General features: G+C 44.8%; 15 protein-coding genes. 4 read left to right on the top strand and 11 right to left on the bottom strand.

The window, feature by feature from the left end; translation table 11 throughout:
* Positions 1–163 precede the first annotated feature (163 nt).
* The 3 genes from AC3WJC_RS01485 (at position 164) to AC3WJC_RS01475 (ending at position 3,318) form a co-directional block, all read left to right on the top strand.
* Positions 164–514: a hypothetical protein gene (locus AC3WJC_RS01485; protein WP_492397297.1), complete on the top strand. Its 351-nt coding sequence runs from the start codon at positions 164–166 to the stop codon at positions 512–514.
* 410 nt (positions 515–924) lie between these two features.
* Positions 925–2,031, top strand: coding sequence for an acyltransferase family protein (locus AC3WJC_RS01480; protein WP_492397296.1), 1,107 nt, complete (start codon positions 925–927; stop codon positions 2,029–2,031).
* A gap of 168 nt (positions 2,032–2,199) precedes the next feature.
* Positions 2,200–3,318 (top strand): acyltransferase family protein, encoded by a 1,119-nt coding sequence (locus AC3WJC_RS01475; RefSeq protein ID WP_492397295.1) that lies wholly within the window; start codon positions 2,200–2,202, stop codon positions 3,316–3,318.
* Positions 3,319–3,323: 5 nt separating this feature from the next.
* Here the strand turns inward: AC3WJC_RS01475 and AC3WJC_RS01470 are convergent, their stop codons facing one another.
* Positions 3,324–4,430, bottom strand: a complete 1,107-nt coding sequence (locus AC3WJC_RS01470; protein WP_492397294.1) for a GAF domain-containing protein — start codon at positions 4,428–4,430, stop codon at positions 3,324–3,326.
* A 219-nt stretch (positions 4,431–4,649) separates the two neighbouring features.
* On the opposite strand from AC3WJC_RS01470, the gene AC3WJC_RS01465 reads away from it, so the two are divergent.
* On the top strand, positions 4,650–6,050 hold the full coding sequence (locus AC3WJC_RS01465) for an aminopeptidase P family protein (protein ID WP_492397293.1): 1,401 nt from the start codon (positions 4,650–4,652) through the stop codon (positions 6,048–6,050).
* Positions 6,051–6,071: 21 nt separating this feature from the next.
* On the opposite strand, the gene AC3WJC_RS01460 is transcribed toward AC3WJC_RS01465, so the two are convergent.
* The 10 genes from AC3WJC_RS01460 to AC3WJC_RS01415 all read right to left on the bottom strand — a co-directional run bounded on the left by AC3WJC_RS01460 (position 6,072) and on the right by AC3WJC_RS01415 (position 18,139).
* A complete protein-coding gene (locus AC3WJC_RS01460) occupies positions 6,072–6,683 on the bottom strand; it encodes a TetR/AcrR family transcriptional regulator (protein ID WP_492397292.1) in 612 nt (203 codons plus the stop codon).
* A gap of 104 nt (positions 6,684–6,787) precedes the next feature.
* Entirely contained in the window at positions 6,788–7,381 is a 594-nt protein-coding gene (locus tag AC3WJC_RS01455; protein WP_492397291.1) for a TetR/AcrR family transcriptional regulator, read from the bottom strand.
* Positions 7,382–7,472: 91 nt separating this feature from the next.
* Positions 7,473–7,892, bottom strand: a complete 420-nt coding sequence (locus AC3WJC_RS01450) for an arsenate reductase ArsC (RefSeq protein WP_492397290.1) — start codon at positions 7,890–7,892, stop codon at positions 7,473–7,475.
* Positions 7,893–7,903: 11 nt separating this feature from the next.
* Entirely contained in the window at positions 7,904–8,434 is a 531-nt protein-coding gene (locus AC3WJC_RS01445; protein WP_492397289.1) for a DUF6428 family protein, read from the bottom strand.
* A gap of 44 nt (positions 8,435–8,478) precedes the next feature.
* Positions 8,479–8,808 (bottom strand): ArsR/SmtB family transcription factor, encoded by a 330-nt coding sequence (locus AC3WJC_RS01440; RefSeq protein WP_492397288.1) that lies wholly within the window; start codon positions 8,806–8,808, stop codon positions 8,479–8,481.
* 99 nt (positions 8,809–8,907) lie between these two features.
* Positions 8,908–11,421 (bottom strand): DUF5686 and carboxypeptidase-like regulatory domain-containing protein, encoded by a 2,514-nt coding sequence (locus AC3WJC_RS01435; RefSeq protein ID WP_492397287.1) that lies wholly within the window; start codon positions 11,419–11,421, stop codon positions 8,908–8,910.
* 206 nt (positions 11,422–11,627) lie between these two features.
* Positions 11,628–13,043: an efflux transporter outer membrane subunit gene (locus tag AC3WJC_RS01430; RefSeq protein WP_492397286.1), complete on the bottom strand. Its 1,416-nt coding sequence runs from the start codon at positions 13,041–13,043 to the stop codon at positions 11,628–11,630.
* 29 nt (positions 13,044–13,072) lie between these two features.
* Entirely contained in the window at positions 13,073–16,246 is a 3,174-nt protein-coding gene (locus AC3WJC_RS01425) for an efflux RND transporter permease subunit (RefSeq protein ID WP_492397285.1), read from the bottom strand.
* A gap of 53 nt (positions 16,247–16,299) precedes the next feature.
* A complete protein-coding gene (locus tag AC3WJC_RS01420; protein WP_492397284.1) occupies positions 16,300–17,499 on the bottom strand; it encodes an efflux RND transporter periplasmic adaptor subunit in 1,200 nt (399 codons plus the stop codon).
* Positions 17,500–17,548: 49 nt separating this feature from the next.
* A complete protein-coding gene (locus tag AC3WJC_RS01415) occupies positions 17,549–18,139 on the bottom strand; it encodes a TetR/AcrR family transcriptional regulator (protein ID WP_492397283.1) in 591 nt (196 codons plus the stop codon).
* Positions 18,140–18,176: the final 37 nt, after the last annotated feature.

Here is an 18,176-nt window from a genome sequence, read left to right as displayed (position 1 = left end):
CATTTTAAGTAGCTTGGTGTTGATACATCTGACCTAAATTAAATTAGGAAATTTTAATGTAATTGGATTGTGATGAGGAGCAGGTTTAAGGGAGTATTTTCGGACTCCATAATTAATAAGATTTTGTATATTCATAGTAATCCGTTTTATTATAATTGAGTCGATGAAAAAATCTGTAATAATCTGTATTTTATCACTATTGCCTATCTTTTTAGCTTTAGAGGGATTCTCGCAGAATGGAATCAGAAATGAAGAAATTACTGAATTTAAAAACCAAGGCGAACAAGAAGATTATTGGGCTAAAAAATTCTTTCAAAGAGAATACAAGGAATTTAAGTATGAAACCTTTGCAGGTAAAATCACCAACTCCAATAACGTATTCATTTTTGAAAAAGATACTATAACTGTATCTAATTCTGACGATGAAATGTGGTTAATATTTGCAAAGGGGCTGCTATATCCTGAAATAATAGGCGGTAACCTTGAAGTAATATCGAGCAGATCAGCTTCATAACGACCTCTCCACAAAAAAGAATATTCAGGTTTTTACTTTATACAAAGGGGCTTGTTAATCCTACAATATGTTTTTTTGAGTTAACCAGTGCCAAGGCAAATGAAAAGACTGAAATAAATAAATTTATTCAACATTCCACTTTAACATTTTTTAAACGAGGCTGGATAATGATTTGAGTTTGTCATGCTGAGCCTGTCGAAGCACTAACCAACGTTTTAATCCCCTATGCACGCACCCTTCGACAAGCTCAGGGTGACAGGCCCCACTCTTATTTGCGTGCTTTGTCATGCTGAGCCTGTCGAAGCACTAACCATCGTTTCAATACATCGCACGTACTCTACGACATGCTCAATACAACAAGCTAAATCCTTTATTCTCCATTTTACACCCATTCTTCTATATTTGGCTTCATGCTATCTAACCAATTAAATGCTAAACCCCATTATCCTATTTTAGACGGCCTGCGCGGTGTGGCGGCCATTATTGTGGTAACCTTTCACCTGGCCGAGCCTTTGGGCACCGGGCATCTGGATATTATTGTTAACCACGGTTACCTCGCGGTCGATTTTTTCTTTTTGCTATCCGGTTTCGTTATCGGCTACGCGTATGATGACCGCTGGCCTAAAATGACCGTCGGTAATTTTTTTAAGCGCCGTATTGAACGCCTGCAACCCATGGTTGTTTTGGGCATGACGCTCGGCGCTATCGGCTTTTATTATACCGATTCAACACTATGGCCGCTTATCCATAACGTTCCGCTATGGAAGATGCTGCTGGTGCTGCTAATCGGCTATACCGTACTGCCCATCCCCCTTTCAATGGATATACGCGGCTGGGAGGAAATGCACCCGCTGAACAGCGTAGGCTGGTCGCTATTTTTTGAATACATTGCCAACATACTTTACGCTGTATGGATCAGGAAGTTCTCAAACACCGCATTAAGCATCCTGGTAATAATTGCTGCTGTTGCATTGGCTCACCTGGCCATTACCAACGGCGATGTTAGCGGCGGCTGGACACTGAACACGGAGCAGGTACGCGTGGGTATAACCCGTACCATCTACCCATTCTTTGCCGGTTTGCTGCTATCGCGCATAGCAAAGCCAACCCAAATTAAAAACGCTTTTTTGTGGTGCAGTCTTTTGGTTGCCGCCGTATTGTATATGCCCCGTATTGGTGGTGCCGAACATTTGTGGATGAACGGCCTTTACGAATCGGTTTGCATTATCGTTGTTTTCCCGCTGATAGTTTACCTGGGTGCCAGCGGCGTATTGCAAACCCAACGTGAGAACAGGATATGTAAGTTCCTGGGCGATATATCGTACCCGCTTTACCTGGTGCATTACCCGATAGTGTATTTCTACGTGGCCTGGATAAGCAATAACAAAGGCGTAACCATTGTACAGGCCTGGCCTTACGCCTTGCTGATATTGATAGGTGCTATAGTTTTGGCTTATGCCGCCTTAAAACTATACGATGAGCCGGTGCGGAGGTGGTTGCGAAGAAAGCTGGCTTAGGCATTTGTCATGCTGAGTTTGTCGAAGCATTAAAAAGCTGTTTTGGCCTCCCCACGCACCCTTCGACAGGCTCAGGGTGACAGCCCTTTTTGTTCGCGCATCACGCTGTCATGCTGAGCTTGTCGAAGCATTAACTATTATCCAACTCATTATTATAATTTTGGCTCCATGCAATCTAACCCATTACAAGCTAAACCCCATTACCAGATACTCGACGGACTGCGCGGTGTAGCAGCACTAATGGTGGTCATCTTTCATATTTGCGAGGCACATGCTACCAGTAAGTTTGATATGATGATCAATCACGGTTACTTGGCGGTTGATTTCTTTTTCCTGCTTTCCGGCTATGTTATCGGTTACGCGTATGACGACCGCTGGGGTACGCTCACCATAGGCGGCTTTTTCAGGCGGAGGCTGGCACGCCTGCATCCCATGGTTATTATGGGTATGGTGGTAGGTGCCATCTGCTTTTATTATTCCGATTCGCCCATGTGGCCCGAAATTCATAACGTACCGGTTTGGAAATTGCTGATAGTGATGCTTGTAGGTTTTACGCTGATACCCATACCTGCATCCTGGGATATTCGCGGCTGGCAGGAGATGCACCCGTTAGACGGGCCGGGCTGGTCGCTGTACTTTGAATACATCGCTAATATTTTATATGCCCTTGGTTTACGTAAGCTGCCTAAATGGGCATTATGGGTTTTGGTGATAGCCTCGGCGGCGGCGCTGATGCATTACCTGGTAACAGGCCCTAACGGAGATGTTATCGGCGGGTGGACCCCCAACCTTGAACATACACGCATTGGCTTTACCCGTATGATGTTCCCCTTCTTTGGTGGCTTGCTGCTATCGCGTATTACTAAGCCTACCTTTATTAACAATGCTTTTTTATGGTGCAGCCTGCTGCTTATCATCGCGCTGGCCATCCCGCGTATTGGCGGCCTTGCAAATGTATGGACAAACGGATTGTACGAATCGTTCATCATCATCCTGGTATTTCCGCTTATTGTATACATGGGTGCCAGCGGGCAGATCAATAATGATACAGGCAAGCGCGTCAGCAAGTTTTTGGGCGATCTGTCGTACCCTTTATACATTACCCACTACCCTTTTATCTACATCTATACCGGCTGGGTTGCCCGCGATAAGGGGATGAGCTTTGGCCATGCCATACCGTATGCACTGCTCACATTTTTCGGATCGGTAACGCTGGCATATCTGGCATTAAAGTGGTATGATGAACCGGTAAGAGCCTGGTTAAAGCGACGGGCGCAAAAAATTTAGCGCAATTAATTTTTTAGCTGACTAACAGAGTCCGTTTCGTTAACAATGGTACGGATCATGCTGTCCAACTCCTTAACCGATTCCTGCAGGTAATGCCATTCGGTTGTTTGAGGCCTGTTTTTGTCTGCATTAATTAGCTCCATTAAACCCAATATGGATGCCACCGGCCTGCGAAACTCGTGCGATTGTATGTAAGCGATGTTTTGCAGCGATTGCTTTTGCACCTTTACCATTTCCTCGTTTTTGATGCGCCGGGTTACATCCACAATATTTACTGATACTCCAATTATCTCGCCATCCGTATCAAAAGCCGGTTCAAACTTAACTAAAAACCAGGCATCCTCGCCATTGCTTTTTAGCTTGCGCTCATCAAAAACGGCGGTACCACGCAGGGCAGTGTTATAATCGCGGTAAAATTGGGCTAAATGGTCGGGGTGAATGTAGTCGGTCATTTTTTTACCGCGTTCCAAACTCCGGCCATAGGCTGATTGTACATGGCTGTTCCATGCTTTATTAAAAGCCAGTATTTCAAAATTAGTGTTTAAAAGCAAATGCTGTTCAATCGAGCTCTCAAAAAACGAACGGAGTTCAATTTCCACCCGGCGCGCTTCGGCAGTTTGCGCGTTGAGCAATATCACACTGGCCTCAAACTCCAGCAGTTTAATTACCTGTGCTGCCAGTATATTCAGCATTTCGGCCTGGCCGGGCAATAATTCGCCGGGTTGCTGGCCTATTACGCAAAGGCTACCCAGGTCATACCCGTCATGCGTGGTAAGCGGGGCACCGGCATAAAACCTGATATAAGGGTCGCCCAAAACCAGCGGATTATCAGCAAACCTTTCATCAATCATGGCATCGTCTATCACCAAAACCCCTTTTTTGCCTATAACGTGATCGCAAAAGGCATCACACCTGCGGGTTTCGTTATATTTAAAATTGTGTTTTACCTTGATGTGCTGAATATCCTCATCAATAAAAGTTATTAAGGCGGTAGGCTGCCCGCATAAGTGCGCGGCAAGGCGGGTAATTTCCTGCAACTGCTGCTCATAATCCATTGGCAGTTGCAAAAAACGCCTTACTGTTTGCAAACGTTCAAATTCTCTTCTTGGCATAACATTTTGTTTGAAACGTTAAACCAGTAGTTGAACAAACTGCCTTTTCGCCTCAATTATAAATATTTTTAATACGAGATATGGCCACTTTCGGTTATAAAAATCTTAATACTTTTTACGAATAGAATAAATAATACAGATGCCTGTCAAAAGCTAAAATTCAGGAAGCCGGTTTAAAATAATTTGTTTTGTTTTGCGCATTACTAAATACACTTCAACATGGAGATCAACCTATTTGAAAAGCAGGTTTATACTAACCGCCGGGAGATTTTAAAGGAACGTTTTGGCGCTGATGGCATTTTGCTGTTTATGGGTAATGAGGAAAGCAGCATGAACTATAAGGACAATACGTACCTTTTTCGTCAGGATAGCAGCTTTCTGTATTACTTCGGGCTTGATGTGCCCTCGCTGGTTGCTACCATTGATACCGAAAGCGGCGAAGAGATCATTTACGGTAATGAGCTTACCATTGATGATATTGTATGGACCGGCACCTTGCCTACCGTTAGCGAAATGGCCGCAATGGTAAGCATCAGCAACACCAGGCCTTACCATAACGTTGCCGATTATATACAAAACGCCATCAGCAAAGGGCGCAAGGTGCATATACTACCGCCTTACCGGCCGGAGAATGTAATTAGGCTGGCCTCATGGTTTGGTATGAATACGGCAGAAGTAAAAAGCCTCGTATCTGATAAACTGATCCGCACGGTGGTTGGGCAGCGGGTTATAAAATCGCCGCTGGAGGTTACAGAGTTGGAGAAAGCCGTAAACATCAGCATTGATATGGAGCTGGCGGTTATAAAAAACGCACAGCCGGGCGTAAAATGCTATGAGCTGGTTTCACATGCGCACCAGGTGGCTATCGCCAATAATTCAAGACTGGGCTACCCCGCGATCATTACCACGCAAGGGCAAACCCTGCATACCCACTATTATGGCCATGAGCTAAAAGAAGGCGATATGGTATTGAGTGATATTGGTGCCGAAAACGCCATGCACTACGGCGGTGACCTTACCCGTACCTTCCCGGCCGGTAAGAAGTTCACAACAAAACAGGCCGAGCTATATAATACCGTAATAAATTCCATGGATCATGCCATCAGCATGCTTAAACCGGGGGTTAAGTACCTTGATATTCACCTTGCGGCCTGCCAAAAACTGGTTGAAGGCCTGGCAAGCGTTGGTATTATGAAAGGCGATCCTGCCGAGGCTGTAGCCGCGGGGGCACATACTATGTTCTTTCAGTGCGGTTTAGGGCACATGCTGGGTATGGATACCCACGATATGGAAGACCTTGGCGAACAATACGTGGGTTATACCGATGAGCTTAAAAAGGAAACCAGCATTTTCGGTTTAAAATCATTACGCCTGGGGCGCGAACTGCAAGCCGGCTTTGTGCTTACCGTTGAGCCGGGCATCTACATTATACCTGAACTGATTGACCGCTGGCAGGCCGAGAAAAAATACACCAACTTTATTAATTATGATGTGCTGAACACTTACCGCGATTTTGGCGGCATACGTGTTGAAGACAATTTTTTAATAACCGATACCGGGCACCAGCTATTAGGTAAATACCTGCCCAAAACCCTGCACGAAATTGAGGGGTTAAAATAGACCTGTACGATTTAAGGCTGCTTAATTAATAGGCAGCCTTAATATACGCTCTAACTCCGGTGCTACTTTGTTGTTATAATATACACTTGCTGATGCCGTATGGCTTAACTGCGACGTAGCCTTATTTTCGGCATAATTACAGGCCGACTGGTAGAGGTATTTGAATGAGATGAACCTGATATGCACATTACTGTTTTGCAGTGAGCCCTGCTCAAAATGATCATAGATGGGGTTGAGCAGGTTTATTAGTTCAACCCTGAATTCCTGCGCCTGAAATATAGAGGGCGAACGCAGGTAACGGCATATTACACTGGCCTTATCAGCATTGTGGGTATTAAAAGCCACCAGCAAATTCCAAAAATCTTCGGTTTTATGTTCACGGTAATCGTTACGGTAGGCACGCAGCGAGAAAAACAGCGCCAGGCTATCCAGGCTTGATTGCAGGCAAACCTGCATCAAATTATTCAGGCTACCGTATTTAGCCACTATGGCATAACGTTTGGCGTTGGCGGCTACCCCAACCTGATCGAGCGTTAGTTGCTCAAACCCATATTTGCTGATGAGCCTGATTGCGCTGTCAACTATCTGCTCCTTACTTTTTGAGGTTTGCCTTTGTGCGGTTCTTGCTATCATGATGGTTGATTATAATTGTGAAGGAGGATTGTTACTATTAAAGTCAATGATTATTGTTCACATGTACATATAGCGTATTTGTGTCGAAAAAATATCAAAAAATTTTACGTTAGCCCCTTATGTAAGATCTGCGCTAACCAGTTTATTTTTTCTTCAAAATTCTGCAGCCTGTTATAAAATATTATTTCCTGCTCAAAACTTTTAAAGGCTGTAACAAATATTTCTGAAAGGAATACACTATCATCACTACTTAACTGGGCCAACTCTTTATTTGCCTGCCCCCATTGTATAATGTTGTTAAGTATCGCTATCTCATGGATTTGTAAATGATGTGTTTTTGAGGCCAGTAGCGATGGGTCCTGCTTAAAGTCTTCAGTAACCAGTGAATAGGATGACACCAGTTTTTTCAAGTTACGAAGCTTTACAGTGTAGTAGCACTCAATATTTTCAACAAACGTAGCATCCGGACTAATTACCTTTTGGCATTCTTTTAACAACTGGCTAAAAAGCCGGTGCGATACGGCATCAAACACTTCCATCTTATTACGGAAGTAATAATACAGCGTACTTCTACCCTTTCCGCTCGCTTTTGAAATATCCTGCATGCTTACCCGCAGGTAACCATACTTTTTAAATACCTCATCCGCCGCGGTAACTATCTCCTCACGTACACTATCTATGGCTTCCGCTTTTATCATTAGACAATTATACGAAATATGTCGAACTGTACAAATAGTTTTTTTTATTTTTTTTAGAATTACCTAATTGGCATGAACGTATAACTTGACGTTAATTGCTCAAATACTTGTTAATAAAATCAAGCATGTACGCTTTTATCATTTCGCGTACGGTTTTAAACTGCTGCATAATCTCCTCCTCCGTACCTATCGCTTTAGCAGGGTCAGGAAAATTGTGGTGCAAGCGCTGCACATTACCTGCAAAAAAGGGACATACTTCATTGGCATTATCGCACACGGTTATTACATAATCAAAATTCACGTCCTTATATTCATCCACATGATTTGAGGTATGGCCTGCTATATCAACACCATCATCGGCCATTATTTTAACAGCCCTTGGGTTAACGCCGTGGGTTTCAATACCGGCACTGTATATATTAGCTTTATCATCAGCAAAAAATGCCAGATAACCATGCGCGATCTGGCTGCGGCAACTGTTGCCCGTACACAGCACTAATACATTCTTCATAAATAAATTCGTTAACAGCAGCCCGAGCCCGGTGCACATACCGAGGTGCTAACCAGATTTTGTAAGCTCACCTTTTGTTTACTTTCATCAGTAGCCGGGGTACCGCAATTGCCACCCCGCTCTATAGCCTTGCATTGTACCGTGTCGGGTTTAAGGTCAACTATTAAATTATCATCGGCAATAATAAAGCCCTTGGGTATTAGCTGCCGGGTATCAAACTGCTGGTTACCAAACTCTATTTTCACTATGCCGGCCGGGTGTAACGGCATCGCCTTTTCAACCATATTAATTATCGAGAGCGCTTTATCTACCTTCATAGCTTCGCGGCTATCTTCGCTTACAGGTTCCCACAATTGTATAATAACTTCCGTCCATGTGTTCATCACGCCGCCGCAATCAACCGAGGTTACCGGAGCCTGTTTTATTTCGGTTATATGATAAGCGGCATCAACCCATTGCCCTTCGGCGTATTGAAATTGAAGTGTTAAATGTGGGTTGGCCATTAGCTGCTCTTTAAAAGCTTGCCATTTTAGTGTTTCCATACTTATTATTTATTGTAATATTACGATGATTAAATCCAAATTTTTTAACAACAGGTTTTAAGGTCTTGGTATGAGGCAAAGAAGCTGCTTAGCTCACTTTGCAGCATTTTCCAGGCCGATGGTTCAATACAATAACAAACGCTGGCACCTTCAATGCTGCCCTGTATCAGCCCAGCATTTTTCAACTCCTTTAAATGCTGGGATATGGTTGCCTGGGCTAACCCTAACTCGTCCACCAGGTCGCCACATATACAGGCGTTGGCTTTAATAAGGTGTTGCAATATGGCAATGCGCGCCGGATGTGCAATAGCCTTTAAAAGCACAGCCAGTTTGTTCTGCTCTACGGTAAAAATTTCTGTTTTAGTAATTCCCATACAAATCGCAATATTACGATTAATATTTATAAAAGCAAATTATACAAAAAAAGGCCCGTAACAAATACGGGCCTCTTGATATATATGGAGTTGAGATTTTTAAAAATCGAACTTCACAAAAAATCTTAATCCGTTTTTGGCAATGCCCGGATGATCGAGGTAGGAGAAACGTTTAACGTAATCGATCCTCAAAACCTTAAATATGTTGGATATACCAACACTACCCTCCATGTAAGGGCCATTGTTTAATGAGTATGTTATCGGCGCGCCTGTTTCGGTACTTACCGGAAAGTTCAATAATTCCGGGTGTAATGATGGGTTGTTCTCATTACGGATACCGCCCCAAAGGCTCTTGAAGTCAATCACCTCACGCCATTTTAATTTTTGCAGCAGCGGGATCTTGTTAAAAAAGAAGCCGTTAAAGCTATGGTCAATATTAATAGCGGCGTAATGGTCACTCACAAACTCCAAAAAGTTCATCAGGTTGTATGATTGAAACTGGAACGCGTACGACTGGTTGGCCCTGTGGATATCCAGCAACGGAAATGGGGCCTGCCCAAACAGGTTATTAGCCTCGGTAGATATATCGGTATAACCAAACTGCGACCAGTAAAAGCGCTTGGTAATATTGGCCGTAATGCTTTGGTAGTTGTAATCGCCGCCAAACAGGTCTCTCACACCCTGGTTATATTGCAGGGTAAATATCGGGTACTTATCAGGTATCGGGGTGCGGTAAAGCTTGCCCTGGTAAAATTTTTCGTAAGGGGCATAACGCAACTGTAATGATAGTTCGGTTGTGTTTAGCTTGCGCACATTGTTTACCTGCCCGTCAAGCGTATTTTGGAAATACAATGATCCGGCCGGGCTTTGCGACCATGTTTTAAAACCTAAATTGTACGAGAAGTGGTTACGAAACTCATGCACATAATCTAACCTGAATATATCGTTATACAACCACATATCATTGTTACCGCGCTTAAATGATAGCAGGAAGCTACTCTCCTGCACAAACTGCAGCTCCTGACCCGGGATTTTGGTATCGTGCTGAAAGCTCGCCCTTACATAGTTTTGCGGAAACCGGTATATCGACTTATCGTTAAGCGAATAAGTAGCACTTAAAAAGTACTTGAACTTTTCGTCTTTAAAACCATAAGCACCGTAAGTTTCAAAGTAATAACGCTCGCTTAGCGCAGTGGTGGTACGGCCGCCTAAGCGCAGCCTGAAACCTTCAACCGGGTTAAAGCTGTAAAAGGTATTAACCGGCCCTACCTCAAATGGCCCAAAGTTTTTATAACCCGCTATAAACAGGGTTATTAGATCCATGGTGCGTTTAAAGGAAGGTATGGTTTGCAGGCTATCAATATTTTTATAAATATCGCGCTGCTGTACTGAAAGCGTATCCAGCCGGTTCAATTGCCAAAAGTCGTCGTTCTTATCCTCCGAATCTTTGGCTATTACCACTGCCGGGCCATCATAAGTTTCCTTAGGTTTTGGCTGGCCGATGGTGAAATTTTGTATAGTTACCGTGCGCTGGCCAAATATACCCCCGCCTTTATTTTTGTTTAAACCGAAGTCCATCTTCAGGTCGCTGCCACTCAGGTGGTAACGGCCATCAGGGTTCTTCTCAAAAGTAAGCGTGGCCATCATCTGGCGCACAAAGTTAAGGTTGATATTTTTGTTTACCGTAAGCACCGCGTTCTCAACCGCGTAGTTACCATCAAGGGTAATATACAGGCGGCCCTCAAACAGCATGTCGGTAGTGTTACGCGGTGTAAAGCTTAACTCTACCAACTGCGGGCTTTGATCCTTAAGGGTATCGGTAATAAAGAATTTATAGAACGCGGGCGCTGAGCCTGCTATCGGACTCAGAATTTGATTACTCAGCAACGAGATATTGTTATCATAGATCTCAATATCCTGGTACATGCGGTTAAAGTACTGCTGCAAGCCCTCGTTATCAATAAAGTTCTCATCAAACTTAACCTGCTTGTGAGCGGTGATGATCTGCTTTTTCTTTTCAGGATCTTTACGGTAAAAATTATCCGACAGCTTTTCTTCCATATACATAGGCAGCAGGTTTTTGCCCCCTATAGCGGTCGAATCCTGCTCCTGGAAAAGGAACTGGTAGTTACGGAACATTTTACGGTTCTTAAACTTGTCGGACAGGTTACTTAATGAAAAGAACATCTTTTCGTATTGCCTGTACTGCGTATAATCGTAAGCCTCTGAGCGGTTTTTGTCCTTATTGGCAATAACCTTACGGATCAGCTCAACCGCCGGGTTGTTCTTGTTGGTATACTTTTTCTTTTTACCTGATTTTACCACTACTTCGGTAAGTAACTTGGCATCGTTTCCAAGTAATACGTCAACCGTTTGCTCGCGGCCGGGCAATATGTTTTTCACAACTGTTTTGTATCCTACGTATGATACTTGTAATTGGGTGTAGGTACCATTTACAGTGATTTTGTAGTGGCCGTTCATATCGGTATTAGCCCCTTGCGATGTACCCACCACCGCTACCGAAACATAAGGCAGTGTTTCTTTGGTTTTGGCATCGCGTATGGTACCCTGCACAATGGTGTTTTGTGCAAAAGCCATCACTGTCAGCAACATAGCTATTGCCAACAAACTTAATTTCCTATTGATATTTCTTGTGATATTCATTTTATTTCCACTCAATTTACCTCCCGGCAAAATGGTGCCCAAAGATAATTACAATACCGCATGGTTATTTACCACACGGTATTGCAGACGAACATGGCTTTGCAATATTTTAAACGAATGTTAAATATTGTTGTCATTTTGACAATGCCATGTTTTTATTTCCAGCCACCACCTAACGAGCGGTAGAGGTTAACAATAGCCTGTAATTGCTGCAACTTATCGCTCACGCTGCTTAGTTGTGCTGATAGCAAACTTTGTTCTGATGTTAATACATCAGTATAATTTGTTGCCGAGCTATAGCGCAGCAACTCCTTCGTAAAATCAACTGATTTTTGCAGGGCCTCTAACTGTTTGCCGCGTGAGGTTTGCTTTTCAACCGCGGTTTGATAAGCATACAAGGCGTTTGATACCTCTGAGCCTGCCGTTAACAGCGATTGCTGAAAGGCATAGTAAGCCTGTCCCTGGTTGGCTTTAGCGGTACGTAACCTTGCACGGTTTTCTCCCTGAGAAAATATGGGTTGAGTTAAACCGCCAATAATGTTGTAAAATATGGAGTTATCAAACAGGTTTTTGATTTTTAATGATGACACACCGCCCTGCGCTGTAATGGTTAAAGCCGGGTAAAAGTAAGTGCGTGCCACATTGGTATTCTCAAACGCGCTGCGGAATGCAAACTCGGCCTGCTGTACATCCGGCCTGTTTTTCAACAGTTGCGATGGCACACCCACCTGCATATCGGTATAAGGCTTTTGGTCATCAAGCGAGGTGCGTTTAATAGCACCCGGCGCACGGGCAAGCAATATGCTTAAAGCATTCTCGGTTTCGCGGATGCTTCGCTTCAGATCGGGTATGGTAACCTCTGCGGCATAACGGTTAGCCTCGCTTTGCACAACGGCTGCCCCGGTAACTATAGCGCTTTCTTTCAGGGCTTTCATAGTTTCCACATCACTTATGCGGACTTTAAGCGTTTGCTCGGTAATGGCTAACTGCTTATCCAATGCCAGTAAGCTATAGTAGTTGTTGGCAATATCAGCTATCAACTGGGTTTGCACGGCACGCTTAGCAGCATCAGTAGCGAAAAAGTTGGCCAGTGCCGAGCGTTTTGAACTGCTCAGTTTACCCCATACATCCGCCTCCCAACTGGTACTTAAACCTAACTGGTGCGATGTTGTGGTAAGCACAAATGAGTTAGCAATTTCGGGCGGAAAGTTTAGTCCGGCTGCGGATTGCTTGGTACGTGTTATTTGTGCATTGCCTGATAAACTCGGGAAAAAAGCTGCCTTGGTTTGCTGCACGGTAGCATAAGCCGAATTGATACGCTGCACGGCGGTTTTAAGGTCGAGGTTGTTTTGGATGCCCTCTTTTAAAAGCCCCTGCAAAACCGTATCGGCAAATAGCTGCTCAACAGGCACACTGGCAATGGTGGTGGTATCGGTAACCGTAGTATCACGATATAGCTTGTCCGTTTGCGCGTTAAGTTTTGGCTGCTGGTACTTTTTGGTAACACACGATGATACGATCATCGTTGCGGCAAGTGCCGCCAGTACCGGCCATTTATATCTCTTGATCATTGTTGTGATAATTATCTTTAATACATTAATTACAATACCGGTTGTTTAACCTCGTCGGTATCATCATCTTCATCGTCCGTTTCGGCTGTTGGTTTGCCGCTTATGCGTTCCTGTAAAGTCTGGAAGATTACGAACAGCGCCGGTATAACAAATACACCGAACACCGTACCTATAAGCATACCACCTACCGCGCCGGTACCGATTGAACGGTTACCCTCGGCACCCGCGCCTGATGCCAGCATCAGCGGAACCAGGCCCAGGATGAACGCGAATGAGGTCATCAAGATCGGACGTAAACGTGCTACGGCACCGTCAATAGCAGCCTCTACAATACTCAAGCCTGCACGGCGGCGCATTACCGCAAACTCTACGATCAGGATGGCGTTTTTAGCCAACAAACCGATGAGCATGATGAGTGTGATTTGTAGGTAGATGTTGTTTTGAACACCGAATATTTTGGCGAACAAGAAAGCACCTGCCAAACCCACCGGCAGCGAGAACAATACCGCGAAAGGCAATATATAACTCTCGTACTGCGCACTTAGCAGGAAGTACACGAACACCAAACACAGCGCGAAAATAAACACCGTTTGGCTACCACTTGAGATCTCCTCACGGCTCAGGCCGGAGAATTCGTAGCCGTAACCAGTAGGTAGGGTTTGCGCGGCTACTTCCTGCACCGCCTTAATGGCATCACCTGTACTAAAACCAGGCTTAGGCGCACCGGTGATTGATATAGAGGTAAATAGGTTGAAACGGCTGATAGATTCCGGCCCGTATACTTTTTTCAGGGTTACAAACTCTGATATGGGTGCCATCACATTATCATTGGTACGCACAAATATTTTGGTCATACTCTCCGGGCTGGCACGGAAACCGGCATCAGCCTGAATCATTACCCGGTATTGCTTACCAAACTCGTTAAAGTTTGAGGCGTATAAACCACCAAAGTAGCCTTGTAATGTACCCAATACGGCATCAACACCAATATTGGCATCTTTACATTTAGCTACATTTACATCAACCTCATATTGCGGGAAGTTGGTATTAAAGAAGGTAGCACCGTACTGAATTTCGGGACGCTGATTTAAGGCACCCAGGAATTTACCGTTCACCGCCATAAAGTCAGCTATACTGCCGCCCGTACGATCCTGCAATTGCAGCTCAAAACCACTGCTGTTACCAAAACCTTGTAACGATGGTGGGGCGAAGAAGATGATCTTGGCGGCTTTAATACCCGCCGTCATACCAAACATCTTACCGGTAACTGCTTTTACGCTGTGCTCGGCACCTTCACGTTTCGACCAGTCTTTCAGCTTGATGAACAAGATACTGTATGAACCACCCGCGCCGCTTAATAAACCGGTACCCGCAACACGCGTAACCGATTCAACCTCGGGCAGTGATTGCACCATTTTACCTACCTGGTTTGATACCTCGATGCTGCGCTCCAGCGATGCTGCCGGTGGCAAGCTGATATCAGCCATAATAAAGCTTTGATCCTCATCAGGCACAAAACCGCTTGGCGTAGTTTTTAGCAGGAACCAGAATAATACCGCGAATACCGCGATACCTGCCACCGCTATCCATTTTTTAACAGACAGGAAGCCTACCGAACGTTTATACTTATCGGTAACAGCATCAAAGCCGGCGTTAAATGCGGCATAAAAGCGGTTAAGTAAACCTGTTTTATGATGCTCACCTTCCGGATGCGGTTTCAATAATAAAGCGCACAAGGCAGGGCTCAGCGTTAACGCGTTAACCGCCGATATAATGATGGCTATAGCCAGTGTTAAACCAAATTGCTTATAAAATACACCCGATGAACCCGTGATGAAGGTTACCGGTATAAATACCGCCGCCATTACCAGGGTGATGGAGATTACGGCCCCGCTGATCTCGTTCATGGCGGTAATGGTGGCCTTTTTGGCTGATTTAGCGCCGTTATCCAGCTTGGCGTGCACCGCCTCAACTACTACGATGGCATCATCCACCACAATACCGATAGCAAGTACCAACGCGAACAAGGTTAACAAGTTGATGGTAAAGCCAAAGAGTTGCAGAAAGAAGAAGGTACCCACAATAGCTACCGGCACGGCAATAGCCGGGATAAGGGTAGAACGGAAATCCTGCAGGAAAACAAATACTACGATGAACACGAGGATAAATGCCTCGATAAGCGTATGGATCACCTTTTCGATAGATACATCCAGAAAGTCGTTAGCACTGAAGATATGTGTTACCGTTACGCCTTGCGGGAATGTTTTTGCGGCCTGCGCCAATGTTTCATCAATCTGCTGAATCATCTCGTGCGCGTTTGATCCGGCGGCCTGGTACACAGCCAGGGCTATGGATGGCTCGCCATTGGTTTCGGTAGTAACGCTGTAGCTTAAGGCGCCCAGTTCAACACGGGCGATATCTTTCAGGCGTAAAAACTGACCGTTACCGGCTGAGCGGATCACGATATTTTCAAACTCGGCCGGCTTTTTTAAGCGGCCTTTGTATTTTAGTACATACTCGAATGATTGGTTGCTGTTTTCACCAACCTTACCCGGCGCGGCTTCAATATTCTGCTCGGCAAGGGCGGCGTTAACATCGGCAGGTATCAGGCCATAAGTAGCCATTACATCCGGCTTCAGCCAAATACGCATCGAATAATCCTGCGAACCGAAAGAGATAGCATCACCCACACCATTGATACGCTTTACCTGCGGCAACACGTTAATAGCGGCATAATTTTGCAAAAATGTCTGGTCGAATGATTTATTAGAGCTTTGCAGCGCGAACACCATCACCATACTGCTTTGCTGCTTGCTGGTGGTAACACCGGCCTTGGTAACCTCGGCAGGTAATAACGGGGTAGCTTTTGATACCCTGTTCTGCACGTTAACCGCGGCCAGATCCGGGTCGGTACCCAGTTTAAAATAAACGGTTATGGTTGCTGTACCATCATTACTGGCCTTGGAGGTCATGTAGGTCATGTTCTCCACACCGTTGATCTGCTCTTCAAGCGGTACAATAACACTGTTCATCACCACCTCGGCATTCGCGCCGGTGTATGATGCCGATACCTGCACCGTTGGCGGCGCGATATCGGGGTATTGAGATATTGGCAGCGTGGTTAGCCCCAATATACCCAGTATAACTATGATGACCGATATAACGGTAGAGAGTACCGGCCTTTCAATAAATTTGCGTAACATAATTGTTTGTGCTGAGGTTGCAAGGGCACGTTATGCCCTTTAAAAATTCGTTATTACTTTACGTCCTTATAAGCGGCTTCGCCACCTTTGGTATCAGGCTGAATGGTCATGCCCTCCTGCAGGCTGGCAACACCATCAAACACTACGGTTTCGCCATCCTTTAACCCTTCGGTAACTACAAAGTACTGGCCTGCCGGAGCCTCAACAGTGGTGATCTCGGTGCTTTTTACCTTGCCTGCTTTATCAACCACATATACAAAGCGTTTGCCCTGCAACTCAAAAGTTGATTTTTGCGGAACCAGCACACCATTGGTTATAGTTTGCGGTATGCTGATGGTTGCACTGCCGCCACTGCGTATCAACCCAACCGGGTTAGGGAAGGTAGCCCTGAGTTGTGACGAACCTGTTGAGGTATTGATCAAACCGTTAGCGGTTTCCACCTTACCTTTTTCAGGGTATTCGGTGCCGTCAGCCAGGGTTAAGGTTACAGGCGGCAATTGCTTTAATTTATCATCAAGCGTTTTGCCTTTGTTGTGGCGGGCTAAATCAAGCAGTTGTTTTTCATTCAATGAAAAATAGGCGTATACCTTGCCAATATTTGATACCGTGGTTAACGGCTCGGCTGTGGTGCTGGTTATCAGGCTTCCTAACTTGTAAGGAATAGCGCCTACCACCCCATTCACCGGGCTGGTAACCGTAGTATAACCTAAGTTGGTACGCGCGTTTGAAAGACTGGCTTTCGCCTGCTTTAACGCGGCCTGGCGAGATTGCAGGGTAAGCTCGGCTGTCTCCAGTTCAAATTTACTGATGATGCCTTTTTCAACCAGCGGACGGGTTTTATTAACCTGTAGCTTAGCTGCGTTAACATCAGCTTCGGCACTTGCAATAGCGGCCGCGGCAGTATTTACCTCCTGGGCGTATTGCGGCGCGTTAATGCGAAAAAGCAACTGGCCTTTTTTAACCACGCTGCCTTCGTCAATATAGATCTGCTCAATGTAACCATCGATTTTTGGACGTATCTCAATATTTTGCTGCCCTTCAAGGGTAGCGGGGTAAGTGGCATTGATCACCGTATTTTGCGGGGTGACTTTAAATACCGGGAAACTTTGCGGCGGTTGAGCTGCACCGGCTGCTGCCTGCCCCTGCTCCTGGCCACCTCCACATGCTGTTAATAACAGCGCTGCCGAACTTAAACCGGCAACTATAAACGCTTTGGCCCTCATGGTAATGTTTGAAAATTGATATATGTGCATGATATTTAGTGACTTTATTATTTGATTAGTTTGGTTGATTTTTTTAGTATTACATTTTAAAGAGCATGTTACAGGTAATCTCTTTTCGCTCAAGCATCAGTTTGTTAAACTGGTCTTCATCAAGGTTATAAAACTGTTTGTACATGGGTTTCATAATCAGCGGATAGATCAGCATCGAAAACATATTAATAGCAAAATGTACCGGGTTCATCGGTTCAAGCCTGCCTGCATCCATCTCTGCCTGTATCTGCCTCGAAAAATTCTCCACCTTTTCGCTCATGTTATCTTTATGATAAAGGTTGCCATGGGTAATCATCTCCGTAATCAAAAAAGTTTCCTGGTAAGGATACTCCATCGAGTCGGCCATAAATACATCTATAAATTCTTCCACCTTTTCTTTAAAGGGTTTATCCGTTTCCATAACCTGCATTAGCCTTGCGCTCAGGTCATTCATCCCTTCTTCATATACCTGCTTTATCAAAGCATCTTTTGAGCGGAAATAATAATTTACCAGTGTACGGTTTACACCTGCTGCATCGGCTATATCCTGCGTAGTGGCATGTAAGCGGCCTTCGGCAAAAAACACACGCTTGGCGGTGTCCTTTATAAGTTGTTCTGTTCCTGTATCTCGTGCTGCCATAAATGTTTAACAAAAGTGTTAAACATTTTTATCAAAC

The sequence above is a fragment of the Mucilaginibacter sp. FW306-07-L genome (assembly GCF_058782065.1).
Note: the sequence above shows the minus strand (reverse complement) of the source record. Positions and strands in the feature narration are given on the sequence as shown.